We start from the raw sequence: 19,473 nt of genomic DNA, 5'->3' as shown, positions 1-19,473 counted from the left end.
AAACAGCATGCCGGCAGGAACCGGCCATACCGGACACACGGACAGCACAACGGCACCGACACGGATATCAAGCCAGCCGTCAGGAACAACGGCAAAGGACAGGCCATACACACCTGATGCCAAAACCGCCGCCGTACACCCCATCCCGCCCATCGAGGGCAAAGACAAATCTAAGCAGACAAACGGCGTGCAGCGCAACCTCAAGACCCGACACGTCTCGATGATCGCCCTCGGCGGGTGCATCGGCACAGGCCTGTTCATGACCTCGGGCTCCACCATCTCCAAGGCCGGCCCCGGCGGCGGACTTGTGGCCTATATCGCCATGGGCATCATGGTCTACTTCCTGATGACCAGCCTCGGCGAGCTGGCCACCAATCAACCAGTCTCGGGCTCCTTCGCCACTTATAACGCCAAATATGTTGACCCGGCGCTCGGCTTCGCGATGGGCTGGAACTATTGGTTCAACTGGGCCATCACCGTCGCCGTCGACATTTCCACCGCCGCCTTGCTCATCCAGTACTGGCTGCCGCACACCCCCGGCTGGATCTGGAGCATGCTGGTGCTGGCGGTCATCTTCCTGATCAACGCGCTGACGGTCTCGGCATTCGGCGAGACGGAATACTGGCTTTCTCTGATCAAAGTGGTCACCGTCATCGTTTTCCTCATTCTCGGCTTCTGCATGATCTTCGGCATCATGTTCCATCCGGCGATCGGCCTGAGCAATTTCACTTATAAGGACGCCCCGTTTGTCGGCGGATTCCCGGCGATCTTAAGCGTCTTCCTCATCGCCGGCTTCTCCTTCCAAGGCACCGAGCTCATCGGCGTGACCGCAGGCGAATCCGAGGATCCGGAGCACGCCGTACCGAAGGCCATCCGCAGCGTTTTCTGGCGTCTGCTGATCTTCTATATGCTCTCCATTTTCGTCATCGCGGCGATCATCCCCTACACCAGCACAAACCTGCTTTCGGCTGCCAACGGCGATATCGCGATGTCACCGTTCACGTTGGTTTTCAAGAGGGCCGGTCTCGCGGCCGCTGCGAGCGTGATGAATGTCATCGTGCTCACAGCGGTGCTTTCTTCCGCCAACTCCGGCATGTACGCCTCCACCCGCATGCTTTACTCACTGGCTGAAGAAGGCTACGCCCCAAAGGTTTTCAGACGCACCACCAAACACGGCATCCCCATGGCCTCGCTGATCGTGACCACCTTCATCTCCCTGGCCACGTTCGGTTCCTCCATTTTCGGCGAGAAGATCTACATGTGGCTGGTCGCCGCCTCGGGTCTGACCGGTTTCATCGCCTGGGTCGGCATCGCCATCAGCCACTTCCGCTTCCGCCGTGCCTTCATCCGTCAGGGCCACAAGGTCTCGGAACTCAAGTACCACGCCAAGCTCTTCCCGCTGGGCCCAATCCTCGCGCTCATCCTATGCATCATCGTCATCGGCGGCCAGAACATCGACGCGTTCATCCATTGGGACTGGCAGCAGATCGGCATCACCTACATCGGCCTGCCGCTGGTGCTCATTCTTTACCTCGGCTACAAGATCAAGAACCACACCCGTCTCATTCCGCTGGATGAGGTGGACGTCTCCCCGTCTGACCTGTCAAAGGAACACCAAGGGGCAGAGGCCTAAGCCACAAGGCATTAGGCACTTCCATCCGCCCAACAAAATAGGGCATCCGGCAGAGCAAAATGCCGGATGCCCTATTTGTTTTGTCTGTTGAGGCGGCTTCACACCGTACCCATCGCATATGGGCAAAACGAAATCGAATGATTGCCACAATCGTGGAATGCCAGAGCATAGGAAAATGGACAAACCAATAATCGCCAGACTCCACAACGAACCCGACGCTTCACAGAGAATGACGACGCAACGAGTGATGAAAATGGGTACGAACGTTTTTGCCTTTGACCACGAGAGTCCAGGCGTCTCCCAGTGTGTGGATGAGATGGCCTTCCTCACGCTCGGCGGCGGCGATGGCTCGGGCGGCACGGCCCATGACCGGGTTGTCGAGATGCGGGACCACACGGAAATCAACCAGATTGAGGCCGGCGACGTCCTTCAGCGAAGGCGCCGCGCTTCGCTCATCCATTTTGTCAATGTAATCAATGTCAGGCCCGGCGACAACGGCTCCGGCGGAAACCCCGACGTAGGTCTTGCCTGCAGCCACCTGTTCGACGATGAGGTCGGCAGCCCCCGAACGCTTCAACTCATGCAGCAGGAAGAAGGTGTTGCCGCCGCCCACCCAGATGATGTCGCAGGTCGAAAGGATATAGCGAATCTCCTCATAGCTGGCACCGGCAACCTCAAGCATGTGCACGCGAAACCCAGCGGAACGCAGCATGTGACGAATCAACGGTCGCGCATAACGAGAGATTCCCCGTTTGTCAGCCGTGGGAATATAGGCGATGCGCAAGCCGGAATGCAGGACATGATGCGGTGGTAACGTACTGAGCAACGAACGCAGGGCAGGCATCGCACTTGATGCCAGAAGTATTCTGCCCATGCTGCTTCGCCCCTCGATTTCTGTCGCGCTTTTGCCGGTCGCCGTCGCTTGCCGATTTATTTCATTTTAACGCTACAAACAGAGACATAGGGATATTCCATGAGATTTATTGCACAATTAATACCAATCATGCAATAAAACATGACTCAAACCGACAATGTCGCAATCTTAAAGAAATCGGCAAGAACAGTCCCGGCTTATTCAGCCGTTCTGGATGGCGTCGACCCCGGAAATGACCGCACCGCGGAAACCTTGCTTTTCCAGCTCGGTGACGCCTTTGATGGTGGTGCCGCCTGGCGAGCAGACCGCATCCTTCATCGCGCCAGGATTGGTGCCGGTGGCCATGTATAGCGCACCAACGCCTTCGGTCATTTTCGCGGCGAGACGGTAGGCGGTCTCGCGTTTGAGGCCGTACTTCACGCCGGCGTCCGCGAGCGCTTCGATATACATCGCGGTGAACGCAGGCGCACAGCCGGCCACAGACGAACCGATGTCCATCAGCGGGGTGTCGACTCGCTCAATCAACGCAATCTGAGAGAAGAGCGCCTCGAACGTTTCGCGTTGGGAATCGGTCAACGTGTTCGCGTTTTCAGTGACAAGAATGCCCTGACCGACCTCGATGGGAGTGTTGGGGATGACGCATTGCACATGCGCACCGTCGCCGAGCTGTTCCTCAAAATAGTCGAGGTTGCGGCCGGCTGCGATGGAGACGACGAACTTGTCATCCGCCTTCAACTCATCCAGCACATCGGCGAGCGCCGTTTCGATCTGGTTGGGTTTGACGGCGACAACGACCACATCAGCGGCTGCAACGGTTTCCGCCGCGCTGTGCACAGCCTTGGCGCCGATGGTCGCAGCGGCAGTTTGCGCCTTGTCGAAATGTCCGGAGTTGGCCACGATCTGCGAGCCGGCGACGACTCCCCCATTGACCAGACCTTTGGCAATACCTTGCGCCATGTTGCCGAAACCGATGAACCCGACTGTTACGTCGTTCAAGTCTTTCATATCCAAGCCTTTCGATGGTGATGTCGATATTATACGTCGAAGGGCATGAATGGTCTCTCCGCTACCCGCAGCAAATCATGGAAAGCAAGCGGAACCCGCAGACCTGCATCCGTAAAGGATTACGGTCGTATAACGAAGGAAAAGTCGATGTCCTTCTTGCCGCTTATCGAATGCTTTTCGCCAACCGGCGCACCCCAGCTGTCGATGCCGCCGATGCCGCGCACGGCACCGTATATCGTCAGAACCGTCCGTCTTGCCGGCGGAAGCTCCTCCTGATGGGTGGCATTCTCCAGTTCCAGCGGCGTATACGGCAGGCAACTGAATGCGAATGGCCTGTCTTTGCAGGCAAACGTCAGACTGAACGGAGCGAGGGCGGCGTCGGCGTTGTTGAGCGTCGAGTCGCGAGTGATGCGCACCCAGTCAGTATCCATGTGCATGCCGCATTCCTGAGGAACCAGATAGGGGGTGACGGGCATGCCTTCGACTTCGACAATCCGCTTTTCGCCCGATCCAAGCCGGTCGGGATAGGTCTCGCCCGGCAGACCGAAGTACGTGAAACCAGTGGCCAGAGTCGGCATGACCATGCGCAATCCGAAAGTCGGAAGTTCCGGCAGTCTCGGCTTGCCATGATAATGAACACTTACTGTCAGACAACCTGCAGGGTCGAGCGTATAGCAGACATCCACCTTGGTGGCCGGAACAGTCGGTGTGGTGAATGTATAGCCCAGCGAAGCTTCGGATGCATAAAGCTGGCCTCCGGTGCTTCCATCCGCAGGCGTATAGGGAATGGCGACCGGCTTGCCGTCCACAACAAGCGTCGGAATCCCGGCGGCGCTGAAGAGATCGGCTCCGGCCCATTGAGCCGAACGTCGAGAGAAGCCATTGCCACGGTCGTTGTCGGTCGTCGCCCTCCAGAACGCCGGTTGCGGGGCATTATAGAGCCATTCCTTGCCTGCGATTTTCAGGGAGACCAGGCCCGTTCGGTAATCGAAGAGATAATCGCAGCCACAGGCATGCAGGCCGATCATCTCTTCATCGATGATGATGCGTATGCTATCGCTCATATCTGCCATACTCCTCGTTCACTTCCTGCATCGCTGGTTTCTCGGTTCCGTCGGCGAAGAGCAGCCCGTCGCCGGAGAACTGACGTTCGGTGGGCCGGTCGTCGAAATCGCCGCCGTAACGCATCACCTTACTTCCGGTGACGGTATCGGTGGCCTGCAATGCCTGGTCCTTGAAATCCCAGATGAAACCGCCGACATATTGCGGGTAACGGTCGAACAGGTCCATGTAATCGACAAGGCCGCCGACGGAATTGCCCATGCTGTGCATGTATTCACACAGGACGAACGGCTTTTTCGGGTTGTTTTCGAGATACTTTGCGATATCGGCCGGAGGGGCGTACATCCTGCTTTCGAAGTCCGAAACGCGATCCTCGTAGTCTCGATTGTGAACGACCCCTTCATAATGAACCGGCCGAGTGGGGTCAGCCTTCTTGTAATACTCGTTCATCGCCACGATGTTCTCACCGGCGTAGGATTCGTTGCCAATCGACCAGAAAAGGATCGAGGGATGGTTCTTGAGCGTCTCATACTGGGTCTTGGCCCGGTCGACCACCATCTCATGCCATTGCGGAAAGCTGCCCGGCACGTTGTAGGACCCGTCGTCGCCACCGAGCTTTTGCCATGTGCCGTGCGACTCCATGTTGGTCTCCGCCATCACGTAAATCCCGGCCTCGTCACACATACGGTACCATTCAAGCCGGTCGGGGTAATGGCAGGTCCGCACAGCATTGATATGGTTCGCCTTGATGGAGGCCATGTCGGCGTCCATATCGGCCTGGGTGATCGCCCGCCCTCTCGTGGCGCTCCATTCGTGACGGTTGACTCCGAGGACCCGCAAGCGTTCGCCGTTGAGCCGTACCACTTTGTCCGCACCGATTTCGATGCGTCGGAATCCCACGGCCTGCGGCACGACTTCAAGGACCTCGCCCTTTTCAGAGGTTACCGTAATGGTAAGGGCATAAAGATAGGGATCGGTGTGTGACCACAGATGCGGTTCTTTCAAGGTATAGGCCGGCCAAGCGGTTTGTTGCCGCGCCTCAACCGTGTTTTGGACGAGGACGTTCCCGTCACGATCGGCCAGTTCCATCGTCGCTTTCGAACCGGCTTGAACCGGCGAAAGACGGGCGGAAACATTGAGGACGCCAGTATGGTCATCGCCCTGCAACGTCGGTTTGACATCCAGATCTTCGATATGCGTTTCCGGAAGCGACAGCAGGCTGACGGAACGGAAAATACCGAAGAAGCGGAAGAAATCCTGATCCTCGATCCAACTGGCAGTGCAATGCCGGAACACCGCCACGGCAATGAGATTCTTCCCCGGATGCACGTATGGGCTCAGATCGAAAGTGCTGGGCGTGAACGAATCCTCGGCATACCCTACGAATTCACCGTTGCACCACAGATAGAACGCACGTTCCACACCTTCGAAACGGATATGTAGCGGACGCTCGGCCCAGCTTCCGTCAAGGATGAACGTATTACGATAGAGACCTACCGGGTTGTCTTTCGCCTGCGAAAAACTGCCTGCCTGCGGATCTTCCGGCGGGGTCGTGTACGCAGGACGCCTGAAAACGGAACCCTCCCACGGATAGGCGGTGTTGGTGTATTCGACTTGCGCATAACCGGAAAGTTCAATATGCCCGGGAACCTCGATAAGCCCGAACCCCTCGCTCGAGGCATCCGGCAGATAGAACCCATCCGGGATAAGCGCGGGATTGTCCACGTACGAGAACCGCCATTGGCCGTCAAGAACACGGACAAGGCTCGACCGGCTTTCATTCGCCTCCTGAATATTGGCGTAACAGCAGTGATCGGAATGCGCGGGTAATTCATTGATTCTGAACGTCTGCGGATCGTCAAGCCATGTCAACGACGGTTTCATATATTTCTTTTCTGTAGGATAGAGCTGTTTCATGGTGCCACAGCACACGGAACGACGGGCCTAGAACAAACTCTGCAAGTCGCCTCGGTCGAGGGCCTCGCGATAAAGATGGTCGAAAACCGTTCCGCCGTGGTGAATGCCGTCATGCTGGTACTCGTTGGTGACCCAGGCGTGCGAATTGCCCACGCGGGAAAGCGTGTCGAGCTGCATGCCAGAGTCGACGTACATGTCGTCGAAATAGACCGCGGCCTCTAGCGGGACCTCGTTGCGCTTGAGCTGGACGGTGTCGTAGATCTTGCCGAACCGGGTGTCGCCCATCATCTCTTCGACGGCCGGCTTGAACGGACGCAAGGCCTTCTCCTGATCGAACATCCACGGGAACATCGCCTCGCCGGTGAAAAGCAGCGGACGATGATGAACGTCGAATTCGGGATGCTCGTCGCGTACCTGCTGGGCCGCCCAACCGATGGGTTTGTCGAGCTCGCCGTCCGCATAGATGAACTCCTGCAACGGCCAGTACAGCGGCGTGGATGATGTCGCCTCCATCACCGAGAAAAGGAACTGGTCGGAAAGCGGCGCCTTCCAGTTTTCGGAGCCGTTGCCTTTGGCGAAGGCGATATCCATCAGCCAGTGCAGACGTTCGGGGCTCGGTTGCATGCCGAAATCACTGCCCAGGGTCTGCAGGCGTTCGACGGTCAACGGATCCCCGTTGGGCAAGGTGACCGGAGAGTTCCTTTTAGCCGCGATGATGTGGTCGGCCACGGCCGCCACACGCTCGATATCCTGCGGATAGCGGCTATAATACATATGCGTTTTACCGACCATCCTCGGGAATGTATGCTCATAGACCTCACGGGCGTTGGCCGGAATGTGAGGGATACCACCCATGGTAAAACTCGCGATCGCCCCTTCGGAATACGAAGAAAGATAGGCAAGCGTGAGGAACCCTCCGTAGCTTTGCCCCAACGTCACCCATTTCCTGCCCCCGAACTCCGTGAGGCGAAGGTGCTCGAAATCGCGGACGATGGAGCCCGCCAGGAAGCATTTGAGATATTCCGCCTGGGCGCTCGCACCATCGATACGTTGCATTGCGTTCGAATCGACGCATGAGGAACGCCCCGTGCCTCGCTGGTCAGGAAGGATGACACGGAAATGCTTGATGGCCTCGGCAATCCATCCGTCGTTCGAAGGGTTCAAGGGACGTGGACCGGCACCCCCAGGGCCACCCTGCAGGAAAATCAGCAGCGGCAGATCGTCATGGACATGCTCCGGAGCGGTGACCACGCGATAAAACAGACTCAGCGACTCGCCGGTGAACCCTTCGCCGGGCTCACTGCCACGCCAGTCGAGCGGCACTTTGATGGAATGGTCTTCCACAGCAAGTCCAGGTACATAATATTTTGCCAGTAAAGTCATATCTCTCCCTTGAACTTCGGCAACCTTTCGGGTGTACTGTATAACGACCATGTTTCGCATTTCATACAAACATCCATTATTCGACTAATAAATATCATATATGAAATACACTTTGCTGTCATTATACATAGTTCTCCTTGATTGAAATAGCTTTTCAATATAAAACCAAAAAGAGAAATTGCGTCCATCGGTTTCAAACCCTCGAAATACGTTCATCCCGAAATTTCTCAGGCTTAAAGCCAAACGTCATTCCCGAGTACGATACCGAAGACGATTGTCCTGCGATAGTCTTGGAACCATGAGCAAGATACGACGGTTCGGCAAGTGGCTGGCACGCAACCCGGTAGTCGGGGATGCGCTGCTGGCGCTGGTGGCGCTGTTCTTCGCCTGTATCAGTACGACCACCGATGAAGGCGGGCTGTGGATCGGCTACAGCGGGGGCTGGCAGATCCTGTGGTCGTGCGCACTAATCGTTCCGCTTCTCTTCCGTCGTACGCATCCGCAGGGTGCAGCGCTCGTTTTTGCCAGCCTTGCCGTTGCGCAGCTTCTTGCCGGACCAAGCTACGTATTCGGCGATCTGCTCGCCGCGGTGATGCTCTACTCGGTTATCGTTTACGGCAATCCCGCACGCAGCAAGGTGTTTATCACCTTGGCCTTTATCATCGGCATCGCCGCGGCACCGATCATCACATGGGGATCAGAGGTCGGTCCACTGTACAACCCCGGGCATGCAGGCGATTCGGCAAGTTGGACCTATTATTCCTGCCACACCGTCTACACTTCAGGCTTCACCCCCTCGTGCGGCGTAAACTTCATCGGCACCGTGCTTTTCCTGCTCGTCTGCATCGTCACCGTGCTCATCACCTCCTGCTTCATGGGCTACCGTTCACGCATAAGGCTCGCCACCGCGTCCTTGCTGCGCGAACGCAACGAGGCGCTGGCCACCCGCGAACAGGAGGACCTCGACATCGCGCGCACCGCCGAACGCGCGCGCATCGCCCGCGACATGCACGACGTGGTGGCCCACACCCTTTCCACCATCATCGTCCAGTCGGACGGAGGGCGGTACGCAGGCGCGAAAGACCCCACAAAAGCACGGGAAATCATGGAGACCATCAGACATGAATCACAGCGCGCACAGCATGACATGGATGGACTGCTGAGCACATTCGGCGGGACCTCACATGCCGGATATGACGATATCGCAGGTCTTGTCGCACAGGCCGATGCAACCGCCCGCGCCGCCAACGGAAACGTAACACACACCATTGGCGGCAACGACAGACCACAACCGGAACGACTGAGCGACAAAGCCCAATCCGCTCTCTACCACGCGGTGCAGGAGACACTGACCAACGCCCGCAAATACGCGGGTAAAGGCGTAACCGTTGAAGTTGAGGAGACTTGGAGCGACAACGGCCTGCATTTGACCGTGCGCGACAACGGCAATGGGGCCGCCGCCTCACTTGACGGACACCGCCCCGGCTACGGGATCACCGGCATGCGCGAACGTATCGAAGCCGTGGGCGGGAGTATTCAGGCCGGGTCCCGCGTCGGTGGCGGTTTCGAAGTCGACGTGGACTTGCCGTTTGCCGGAACCTCACAGGCATCATCCGAAACGGCATCGCCGTCCAAAGCGGCATCATCAACCGACACAACGCAACCATCGCAAACAAGGTCATTGTCTCAAGCGGCACCAACGTTGCAGACAGATTCTTCATCTCAAACAGTATCCCCGTCGCCGGCAAAACCATTATCCCAAGCGATATCGCAGCCCCAGGCCGAGCCTTTGTCTCAGACAGCAGGATCGGCACAAATCAACCACGAATCCGCTAACAGCGATTCAACAGAAAGAAAATCCGCCGGTCGCATTTCCACCGAGGCCGTTAATAGCTCGATTTACAGTAAACTACTGAATTACGGCCTCGCCAACGATGAACCGAATAATACGACACCTATCACACGTAATGCAAAACCATATGAGGTTCAGGACATCAAGGCAAACGAACAACTGCCAAACAGTATCAAGGCCCATCACCGTTTCTGCCGCCGCAATCTCCCCGCACAGGCAAACAGCTCCACTGCGAAACCGGCGACCCAACAGGCCACGGCTCGCCTTAACTGGGCGGAACGCCTATCGGAATTCTTCGCGAGACATTATGTCCTGGCTGACACCATCATTGCGTTTGCGCTGATGGCCATCATCTTCTCGTGGAGCGTACTGACGTTTCAATACTATGAGGGCAGCCACGACATGATCCTTGGCACCTCGGCTCACGCCTCCACACTTTCGCTGAATATTGCGGATATCACCGTAAGCTTGGTCGTGTTTGCAACCTTGGCATTTCGCCGCCGTTTCCCGCAAACCGCGGCGGCCGTCATGGTCATTGCGGCGACGTTCTCGCTGTGCTTCCTGGAAGAGATTCCTTCGGCTGTGCTATACGCTCCGGTCTCGCTGTATTCGGTGTGTCTTTACGGCAAAAACCATTCGCGCCGATGGGCAAGTGTCGCCGCGATTGTGGATTCCGTGCTGTTCGGTCTGCGTTTCAGCGGGTCGTTCGTCGGCTACCCAACGTTGGTGGATTGGGTGCTGAACCGGCAGCAATACTCTGAGGTTTACGGAACACGAGGCAGTTACCCATACCAAATCATCGGGCTCATATTCCTCGCATTGTCCGTGTGCGCGGTAGCTATCGGCGCCGCGCTGTGGGTGCGAGCAAGCGGGACGAACGCGATGGTGCTTGAGGCCCGACACGAGGCAATGGAAGAGGAATCGGCCAAAAAACAGGTTCTGGCAGCCAACAATGAACGCGAACGAATCGGCGCCCAGATTCGTGGCGAGGTCAGTGAGACACTGTCCGGAGTCATCGACAAGGCGGACGCGGGCCTCGCCATGCTCGATGCTGATGCTGCAGCAGACATAACTACTTCTCCGCAGGCCATCACCGCGGCATTCCACGCCATCGGCGAACAAGGACGCGAAGCACTGGCCCATATGCGGGAACTGCTACGCGTACTGCGCGAAACTGGTGGCAGCGACGACAGCCCGACTGCGTCTCAACCTTTGCTGCATCCTGTCACAGGGATGAAAAGCAAAGAGGACTAGGCAAGACTTCCCCTATTTATCACTATCGACCATTATTCGTAATCAAACAAAATCATCGGAATCAGAAGTCATCTGCGGTGATATTTCATAGCATTATTGATCATATAGCTTCAGGCTTTGCCGCCGTGTCTTGCTAACCTTGAAGCATGAGTGAAACGCAGCCTATCAGAGTCCTTATCGCCGACGATCAGGAGCTGGTGAGGGCGGGTTTCGCCATGGTCATCGATTCGCAGGATGACATGGAAGTGGTCGGCCAGGCCTCTGATGGAGCCGAAGCAGTGGCGCTGAGCCTTGACCTGAAGCCGGATGTGGCGCTGATGGACGTGCGCATGCCCGGCACCGACGGCATCGAAGCGACGAAACTCATCATCGACGCGGAACGCGAAGCGGGAAATGACTCGCCGAAAACACACGTCATCATTCTGACCACGTTCGATCTCGACGAATACGTGATGAGTGCCATCGACGCCGGAGCCTCCGGGTTCCTGCTGAAGGACACCGAACCGGAGACACTGCTCTCTTCAATCCGCACGGTGTATCAGGGCAACGCCATCATCGCGCCAAGCGCCACCAAACGTCTCATCGAGAAGATGATCGATGGCGAGCTGGGGGCAACGCGTGCTGCAGCCAAAGACTCTAAAAATACAAAAAATACCGGAGATATCAATAGCAACAACCCTGTTGCTCAACCTTCTCAACAAAACGTCAACGACACCTCACAGACTTATCACGACCCAGCGGTCGATACACTGACCGACCGCGAACGCGAGGTGTTGGTCGAGATCGCGCATGGTCTGTCCAATCAGGAGATCGCCGACAAGCTGTGCATCAGCCTGCCCACCGTCAAGACTCACGTCGCTCATATCTTGCAGAAAACTTATTCGCGCGACCGCGTTCAGGCCGTCGTCTTCGCCTACGACAACAAACTGGTGTGACTGCCCCGTAGCATGGAAGGCCCTATTCCAAAAATCCGGTTTCCTTGCTACTGAAATAAAAAGCTCCTGATCCAGAAATCCCAGAATTCCGCCATTCTTTTCATACGCACAGAACGAAATCACAGCACGGAACACTCTTTAGATGCGGAATTCGGTTCCGCCCTGCAAGAGCACAGCACTTACACACAATCTATCGACGATTGCCATTCCGTGCTTCCGTCATCATCTTCACACTATTGTTCACAAGCTTTTCCCACGAAAAAGCGGTCCGTCCGAGACCGGAATACCAGTATCGGACGGACCGCGACTGTTACGGGGCGGATGCCTGCCGCACCTGCCAGACGTCTACGCCTCGGCGAGGGCTGCGACAGGCGGGGTCTTGACCGCGCGACGGGCCGGGAAGATGCTCGAAATCAGAGCAGCGAGCGCGGCGATCAGGAGCACTGCGCCGTCGAACTTCCAGTCGAAGAGGTAGGCCGTCTTGCCGTAAAGACTGAAGACCATGTAAGAGCCGAGCCAGCCGAACGCGGTGCCGAGGACGACGCCGACCACGCCGGAGACCAGCGAGATAAGCAGTGCCTCACAGGCCAGGGAACGCTTAAGCTGGCCGCGCGTCATGCCGATGGCGCGTAGGGTGGCCGATTCGCGGGTGCGTTCGATCACGGACAGGCTCAGCGTGTTGGCCACGCCAATCAGTGCGATCAACACCGCGACAGCGAGCAGGGCGACAAGCAAGGTCATGATCTGGTCGATATCCGTGTCCCATGTGACGCGGTCGGCAATCGGACCGGAAACGTTGATGCCGTCGGTGGAGCCCAGGGCGCTCTGCACAGCGTCGAACGTGTCGGTGACGCTCGCAGCGTTCATGTCGAACTTGGTCAGCAGTATGTGTCCTTCGGTTTTGACGTTGCTTTCGGTAAGTGTCGACTGGTCAACGAAAACAACCATGGAATACATGCTGGCAAGCTTTCGGTAATCGACCTGCGTGACCTTCGTTTCAGGCAGATTGATATGGTTCTTGGAACCGTCCTTGCCGACATTGGTGAATTCGACAGTTTTGTTCGCAAGATTCAGCTTCTTGCCGGTCTGACCGTTGTAAAGCGGTGCAAGCACGGTGCCTGGGGCGATGGAACCAGAGGAAATATCAGTGTGCATCACCTTTTGCAAGGCCTGCTTGTTGTTGATGCCGACAAGCAACACGCTCATATTGTTATCACCCTGTCCGTTTCCAAGTTTCACGTTCGCCGTGGCGGTGGGCAGGTAAAGGGTATCCGATACGCCTTTGACTTTGGCAACCTTGTCGGCTGTATGCTTGGTCAGACCATTGCCTTCGGCGGTCATGTCGACACTGTAATGCGAGTCGAGCGTGGAGTCCATGGTCTGCTTGCCGCAGGCCGCGCCGGTGGCAATGGTGGAGACCAAGGTGACACCGATCAGCAGGGCGACGCCGGTGGCAGCGACGCGACGCGGGTTCTTCTGGATATTCGCGTTGGCGATATTGGCGGACGGGCCGATATGGGCGACCAGCGCGCCGATACCGCACATCAGCACAGGCAGCCAGAACGTGGCGGTGATGGCCAGACCAATGAAGAGCAGGGCACAACCTCCCATAGCGGAGAACAACGCAAATTCGTAAGTAGTGTCACTGCCGTCGCCCGGCGATGGGGTATTGATGATGGAAGGCATACGGCTCGCGCCGAGTGCACAGCAGACCACGCCGAACACGATCATCAAGGCGCCGAGCACACCTCGCACTCTACCGGCCTTGCGGGTATCGGTGACCTCGATCGGACGCAGCGCCTCAAGTGGGGTGACGGCCGTGGCGGAACGCGCGGAGCCGATGGAGGCCAGCACCGTCATGATGATGCCGAAAGCCAGCGGCACCACGATAACCGGCCAGGTGACGATGAGTTTCATGGTGGAACCCATGTTTCCCATAACAAAACCGAGCTTGCTCAATCCGCCTATCAGGGCCATGGCCACGAGAATGCCAAGGACGGAAGCGATGAGACCCAGTACACCGGCTTCGAAGAGCACCGAGCGGTAGAGCTGGCCCTTCTTGGCACCGATAGTGCGCAGCAGGGCGAGTGTGCGTCGCCGCTGGGCGATCATGACCTGGAACGTATTGGCGATGACCAAGGCCGCGACGAACATAGCAAGAATGCCAAAGACCATAAGGAAAATCTTCACCGGCGAACTGCCGTTGGCGCTCAGGGACTTCATCTGCTCGTCGCCGATATGCTGACGGGTGTCGACGCTCATCTTCTTGCCGAGAATCTGTTTGACTTTAGGCACGGCCGTTCCGGCTTTGGCCGGGTCAACGTTGATAAGCAGACCGTTGGAAGGAACGTCGCTGAAGGAATCCGCACCATAAAGTTTCGTCAGCACTTGCGGCGAGACCAAGGTGACGCCACCGTATACGGTATAACTGCCATTTTGGTCGCGGGTCAGGCCCACCAACGTCGCGTCGGCGGTAGGGACATTGCCGGAACCGCCCTGGGAAAGGGTGAGCTTGAACGTATCGCCGATTTTCAGGTGCATCTTGTCGGCCATCTTCTCCGGAACGGCAGCCTCGTCGGCCTTGAGCGGGCTATGCCCCTTGACCACCTCGACCGGCTGGAGCTTGTTGCTGGTGGAGCCCAGGCCGTACATGGTGGTCGAGGAGTTATCGCTCTTCTTGACATGGCCGTCGCCATAGACCACGGGCTGCGTGGCGGTGACACCATCGACCTTTTCAATCTCGTCGGCCTTGAAGGTGCTGACGACCATTGGCACATCATCGCTGTAGGCGCTGCTGTCGCCACCGTTCGAGCCTTTCGGTGCCACGACATAATCGGCCTGCATGAATCGCGAGGTCAACTGCGTGCGCAGCGAGTCATCCATCGAGTTGCCGAAGAGGAAGGTCGCGGCGATGAACGCGGTGCCAATGAGGATGGCGATGCCGGCGGGAATGAGCATCTTCCCGCTCTTTTTCATAAGTTTGAGTGTTACGGAGAACATTGTTGGTTCCTTTTGCTTTTCGTCTGCAAGTTCGTTTCGAGTAATTGATGGAGGTCGTTCGCTATGTTTCGATTGCGGCTTTTGACTACCCGCTGGATTCGTTGTAGCTACGATTGCTGCTTTTTGGCGATTTTCATCATTGTGTCAACACGAATCCAGCTATCAAACACAAACGAAACTGCTACGATTTCATCGATTCACTACACGACTTGCGCGTGCCTGGGCTTGCCGTTCATCAGCTGATCCATCGTGGGTGCCGTGCTCTGTCGGGCGGCGCGTTCGCTTTCCTCCATCAGAAGATCACTCATGTGCTCGGCGGTGGGGTGCTGCTCGTCGGCTACGATACGGCCGTCGGCGAAGACGATGGCACGGTCGGCATAGGAGGCGGCTACCGCGTCGTGGGTGACCATGACCACGGTCTGGCCGAACTCGCGAACGGAACGTTTGAGGAAGCTCAGGACTTCCGCACTGGAGACGGAATCGAGGTTGCCTGTTGGCTCGTCGGCGAAAACCACCTGCGGTTTGCTAATCAAAGCGCGGGCGATGGCGACGCGCTGCTGCTGGCCGCCGGAAAGCTCGTTCGGACGGTGCTTCAGGCGCTGGGTGAGGCCGAGGGTTTCGACCAGCGTGTTGAACCATTTTTTGTCGACCTTTCCACCAGCCAACGTCAACGGCATGAGAATGTTCTGCTCGGCGGTGAACATCGGCAGAAGGTTGAAGCTTTGGAAGATGAAGCCGATTTCGTTGCGGCGCAGCATAGTGAGCTGGTTATCGTTCATCTTGGTGATGTCCTGACCGCCGAGGATGACCTTGCCACTGGTTACGGAATCGAGGCCGGCGAGCGTGTGCATCATCGTGGATTTGCCGGATCCGGAGGGGCCCATGATGGCGGTGAACTTGCCCTTTTCGAAGCCGACGTTGACATTGCGCAGCGCGTGCACGACGTTCTCGCCTGTGCCGTAGTCCTTGACCAGATCGATGGCCTCGACAGCGAACTCCTTACGCTGCTGCGGCTGAGATTGGGGCTGGACTGGGCTTTGCTGCATTGGCTGCTGAGGCTGAGCTTGGGCCTGAGTCGGCGGGAACAACGGCGACTGCGGCTGTGCCTGTTGGAATTGCGACTGTTGCTGCTGCACTGGCTGTGAAGGCTGCTGGTACGCCGGCGGATACTGCTGGGGCTGAGCCTCTGTCTCTTGCAGACGCTGCTGTGTTTGCGGCGGAATGAAAGACGGCGCTGGAACGTCGGTATTCGTTGCGGCTGCAGGGTTATCTTGGTTTGTGCTGCCGCCCAAGTACGGATTGATGATGTTCAGGAACTCGTTGCCGGCGTTATTGCCGTAGATGCTGTTGGGGTTCATGTGGACTCCTTTGTTTGAGGTCACTGCCTATTGTTACCTCAAATTCTAAAAGAATCCGCCCGTCTCCCCCATCGTGCGCAGGAATGAATTTCCGCTATTTATTTGTCATTATCAAATTTTATAACCATCATCCGAAAGGATGAGAACATAACAAAAGGCAGACACCGGAATAATCCGATATCTGCCTTTTAGCGTTTATATATGTAGTTGGCGAATTACTTGGCGAGGCCAGAAGCACGAAGGGCCTCGAAGCCGCCCTTCAGATCGTCGAGTATGTCGCCGATGTATTCGGTGCCGATCGACAGGCGGATGGTGCCCTGATGAATGCCCTGGCTTTCCAGCTCCTCACGCGTCTCCTGGGCGTGGGTGGTGGAGGCCGGGTGCACGACGAGGCTCTTCACATCCGCGACGTTGGCAAGCAGGCTGAAGAGGTGCAGGTTGTTGATGAACACACGCGCCGCGTCCTTGCCGCCCTTGATGTCGAAGGTGAAGATCGAGCCGGCGCCGTTCGGGAAGTACTTTTCGTAGCGCTCGTGGTCGGGGCGGCCGGGAATCGAGGGATGCGAGACGGACTCGACCTCGGGCACGGTCTGCAGGTATTCGACCACTTTGAGCGCATTCTGGACGTGGCGCTCGACGCGCAGCGACAGCGTTTCGGTGCCCTGCAGGAGCAACCACGCCGCGAACGGGCTGATGCAGGCACCAGTGTCGCGCAGGAAGATGGCGCGGGCACGGGTGACGAAGGCCGTCTCGCCGAGCGCTTCGTAGAAGTTCATGCCGTGATAGGACGGGTCCGGCTCGGTCAGGGTCGGGAACTTGCCCGGCACCGCAGCCCAGTTGAAGTGGCCGCCTTCGACGATGACGCCGCCAAGCGTCGTGCCGTGGCCGCCGATGAACTTGGTGGCCGATTCCACGACGATGTCCGCGCCGTTCTCCAGCGGACGGAAAAGGTACGGGGTGGCGAAGGTGTTGTCGACGAAGACCGGCAGATTGTGCTTGTGCGCAATCTTGGAAATGGCCTCGAAATCGGGCAGGTCGGCGTTCGGGTTGCCGAAGGTCTCGAAGTAGACGAGCTTCGTGTTCTCCTGAATCGCGTCCTCGAAATTCTGCGGATCGGCCGGATCGACGAACGTGGTGGTGATGCCGTCGCGTGGCAGGGTGTGGCGCATCAGATTGAAGGTGCCGCCGTAGATGTGCGAGGAGGAAACGATATGGTCGCCGGTCTGCGTGATGTTGCGCAATGCGGCTTCGACCGCCGCCGCACCACTGGCCAACGCGAGTGCTGCAGTGCCGCCTTCAAGCGCGGCCATGCGCTTTTCGAAAACGTCCTCGGTGGAATTGGTGAGGCGACCGTAGATGTTGCCCGGATCCTGCAAGGCGAAACGCGCCTCGGCATGGTCAAAATCATGGAAGACATAGCTGGTAGTGGCGTAAATCGGTACGGCACGCGCGTCGGTGGCGGAATCGGCCTCCTCCTGGCCCACGTGCAACTGCAGCGTCTCGAAATGATACTTTTTCGGTGTGGTTTCGTCAGTCATGTCCGGCTCCTTTTATATATACGAATGCCCAGTGTGGTATTTTCCGTTTCGAGCGTAAACCAGCGAACCCCATGCGGCAAGCGCGACGCTATCCCGGTAATCTATAACGGCTTGAAAACCCTTGGAATTCCGGCATTCTTTGCACAACACATTAGTCAAAAATCGATCAATCACCATCGTTGACAATATGCAGCGCTTTACCCCGTTCCCACCTCAGATGGCATCAAATTCTCAGTATTCTCCCTATCTTGACGCCAAGTAACCCGTTCTGCGCAAAATCGATGGCCATTCCCGGCAAATTTCCATCCATCACCTATCTTACGGACGAAACGGGGCGTGTCCATCGCTACAAGCACTACAGTCGATACCAGCGACGCACCGAGCATTCCCGCCCGGCGACGGACGCCGATATTATTCATAGACTTTCTGAAAGGTCATGAAATGCAAGAAGATACGACGCTCTATGAGCGCGACCCCAAATATATCCCCCGCGTTGCGGCAGTGCACGATATGTGCGGCTACGGCAAATGCTCGTTGACCGCTGCGATCCCGATTCTTTCGGCGTGCGGTTGCGACGTGTGCCCGGTACCGACGGCCCTGTTTTCCGCACACACCAAGTTCCCGGTCTATACCTTCCACGACACCACGGATATGCTTTCCGGCTATCTCGACGCGTGGCAGAAGGTCGGCGTTCAGCTTGACGGCATCTATTCCGGCTTCCTCGGTTCGGCCGAGCAGGTGGACATCATCAAGCGCATGTACCGCGAATATCCCAAGGCGTTGCGGCTGGTCGACCCGGTGATGGGCGACGGCGGACAGATGTACCCGACCTATTCCAAGGAAATGTGCGACGCGGTCAAGACGCTTGTGGACGGCGCGGACGTGCTGATGCCGAACCTCACCGAGGCCAGTATCCTGACCGGACGCGACTACCCAGGGCAGAACCTGAGCGATGACGAGGCGACCGATTGGGTCGGAGCGCTGCTTGATATGGGCGCGAAAAACGTCGTATTGAAGGGCATCGACCGCGGCGACGGCAAGCTGCGTAACTTCGTGGGCAGCGCGAGCGCCGGGGCTTCTGCGCGCGTCGAGCTGGCTCACGACAAGCTTCCCTACATGATCCACGGCACCGGCGACGCCTTCGCTTCAGCGCTGTGCGGCGCGGTGATGGCCGGCAAGACACTCGGCGAATCGGCCCAGGTGGCCGGCGAATTCGTGCGCCACGCCATGGAATCCACTTGTAACCAGCCCGATTTCGAAGAGCGCGGCGTGAGCTTCGAGCTCAACCTTGGCGAGCTGACCGGGCTCGTCGGCTGAACTTCGATTTCGGCATTAATCGCCGGCTAGTCCGCTGCATATTTCGGCTTTGATTTCGAAATTCGCGGCTTGCCCGGTTTGAAATCGATATCGTCCCTTTATCCCGGAAGTCTTTTATTACTCCAACGGGATATAGGGGCGATTTTTTTATGTCGTTTTCATTCGGCGGCAGAATATCCGAAAACGGATATCGCATTCCTTGACTTCTCCATTTCTGTTATTTCGTCAAATCACCAAGACGATTTCACTATCAGGTCTCAAACGAGGCACCTGTTTTTATGACGGCTTTCAACGGTGACCCGTGATTATCAGCGACCAATGATTCCAAGATGTGGATGGATTCGT

12 protein-coding genes are annotated in these 19,473 nt (G+C 57.2%); 4 read left to right on the top strand and 8 right to left on the bottom strand.

Features of this window, described 5'->3' with window-relative positions:
• Positions 1 to 7: 7 nt before the first annotated feature.
• Positions 8 to 1,633 (top strand): amino acid permease, encoded by a 1,626-nt coding sequence (locus tag PT279_RS07405; RefSeq protein ID WP_277166780.1) that lies wholly within the window; start codon positions 8 to 10, stop codon positions 1,631 to 1,633.
• Positions 1,634 to 1,853: 220 nt separating this feature from the next.
• Here PT279_RS07405 and PT279_RS07400 read toward each other — a convergent pair whose 3' ends face one another.
• The 5 genes from PT279_RS07400 to PT279_RS07380 form a co-directional block, all read right to left on the bottom strand.
• Positions 1,854 to 2,507: a Type 1 glutamine amidotransferase-like domain-containing protein gene (locus PT279_RS07400; RefSeq protein WP_277166779.1), complete on the bottom strand. Its 654-nt coding sequence runs from the start codon at positions 2,505 to 2,507 to the stop codon at positions 1,854 to 1,856.
• A 201-nt stretch (positions 2,508 to 2,708) separates the two neighbouring features.
• Positions 2,709 to 3,512 (bottom strand): pyrroline-5-carboxylate reductase, encoded by an 804-nt coding sequence (proC, locus tag PT279_RS07395; protein ID WP_277166778.1) that lies wholly within the window; start codon positions 3,510 to 3,512, stop codon positions 2,709 to 2,711.
• Positions 3,513 to 3,631: 119 nt separating this feature from the next.
• Positions 3,632 to 4,585 (bottom strand): beta-galactosidase small subunit, encoded by a 954-nt coding sequence (locus tag PT279_RS07390; RefSeq protein WP_277166776.1) that lies wholly within the window; start codon positions 4,583 to 4,585, stop codon positions 3,632 to 3,634.
• Entirely contained in the window at positions 4,566 to 6,458 is a 1,893-nt protein-coding gene (locus PT279_RS07385) for a glycoside hydrolase family 2 TIM barrel-domain containing protein (RefSeq protein ID WP_277166775.1), read from the bottom strand. Before PT279_RS07385 ends, PT279_RS07390 begins: the two co-directional genes overlap by 20 nt.
• A 60-nt stretch (positions 6,459 to 6,518) precedes the next feature.
• The gene (locus PT279_RS07380) at positions 6,519 to 7,874 is read right to left on the bottom strand and encodes an alpha/beta fold hydrolase (protein ID WP_277166774.1); all 1,356 of its coding nucleotides are present in this window, start codon (positions 7,872 to 7,874) and stop codon (positions 6,519 to 6,521) included.
• A 298-nt stretch (positions 7,875 to 8,172) separates the two neighbouring features.
• On the opposite strand from PT279_RS07380, the gene PT279_RS07375 reads away from it, so the two are divergent.
• Together PT279_RS07375 and PT279_RS07370 are read left to right on the top strand one after the other, a co-directional pair.
• A complete protein-coding gene (locus PT279_RS07375; protein ID WP_277166773.1) occupies positions 8,173 to 10,980 on the top strand; it encodes a histidine kinase in 2,808 nt (935 codons plus the stop codon).
• A gap of 146 nt (positions 10,981 to 11,126) precedes the next feature.
• Positions 11,127 to 11,915, top strand: coding sequence for a response regulator transcription factor (locus tag PT279_RS07370; protein WP_277166772.1), 789 nt, complete (start codon positions 11,127 to 11,129; stop codon positions 11,913 to 11,915).
• A 345-nt stretch (positions 11,916 to 12,260) separates the two neighbouring features.
• Here the strand turns inward: PT279_RS07370 and PT279_RS07365 are convergent, their stop codons facing one another.
• From PT279_RS07365 to PT279_RS07355, 3 genes are all read right to left on the bottom strand, one after another.
• On the bottom strand, positions 12,261 to 14,915 hold the full coding sequence (locus tag PT279_RS07365) for an FtsX-like permease family protein (RefSeq protein ID WP_277166771.1): 2,655 nt from the start codon (positions 14,913 to 14,915) through the stop codon (positions 12,261 to 12,263).
• 200 nt (positions 14,916 to 15,115) lie between these two features.
• Positions 15,116 to 15,961 (bottom strand): ABC transporter ATP-binding protein, encoded by an 846-nt coding sequence (locus PT279_RS07360; RefSeq protein WP_277167053.1) that lies wholly within the window; start codon positions 15,959 to 15,961, stop codon positions 15,116 to 15,118.
• Between the two features lie 527 nt (positions 15,962 to 16,488).
• Entirely contained in the window at positions 16,489 to 17,811 is a 1,323-nt protein-coding gene (locus PT279_RS07355) for an O-acetylhomoserine aminocarboxypropyltransferase/cysteine synthase family protein (protein WP_277166770.1), read from the bottom strand.
• Positions 17,812 to 18,252: 441 nt separating this feature from the next.
• On the opposite strand from PT279_RS07355, the gene PT279_RS07350 reads away from it, so the two are divergent.
• Complete coding sequence (locus PT279_RS07350; protein ID WP_277166768.1) at positions 18,253 to 19,128, top strand: pyridoxamine kinase; 876 nt, start codon at positions 18,253 to 18,255, stop codon at positions 19,126 to 19,128.
• The last annotated feature ends 345 nt before the right edge of the window (positions 19,129 to 19,473 follow it).

The sequence above is a fragment of the Bifidobacterium sp. ESL0784 genome (assembly GCF_029433295.1).
Taxonomy (GTDB): domain Bacteria; phylum Actinomycetota; class Actinomycetes; order Actinomycetales; family Bifidobacteriaceae; genus Bifidobacterium.
This window is presented reverse-complemented; position numbering and strand designations above follow the sequence as displayed.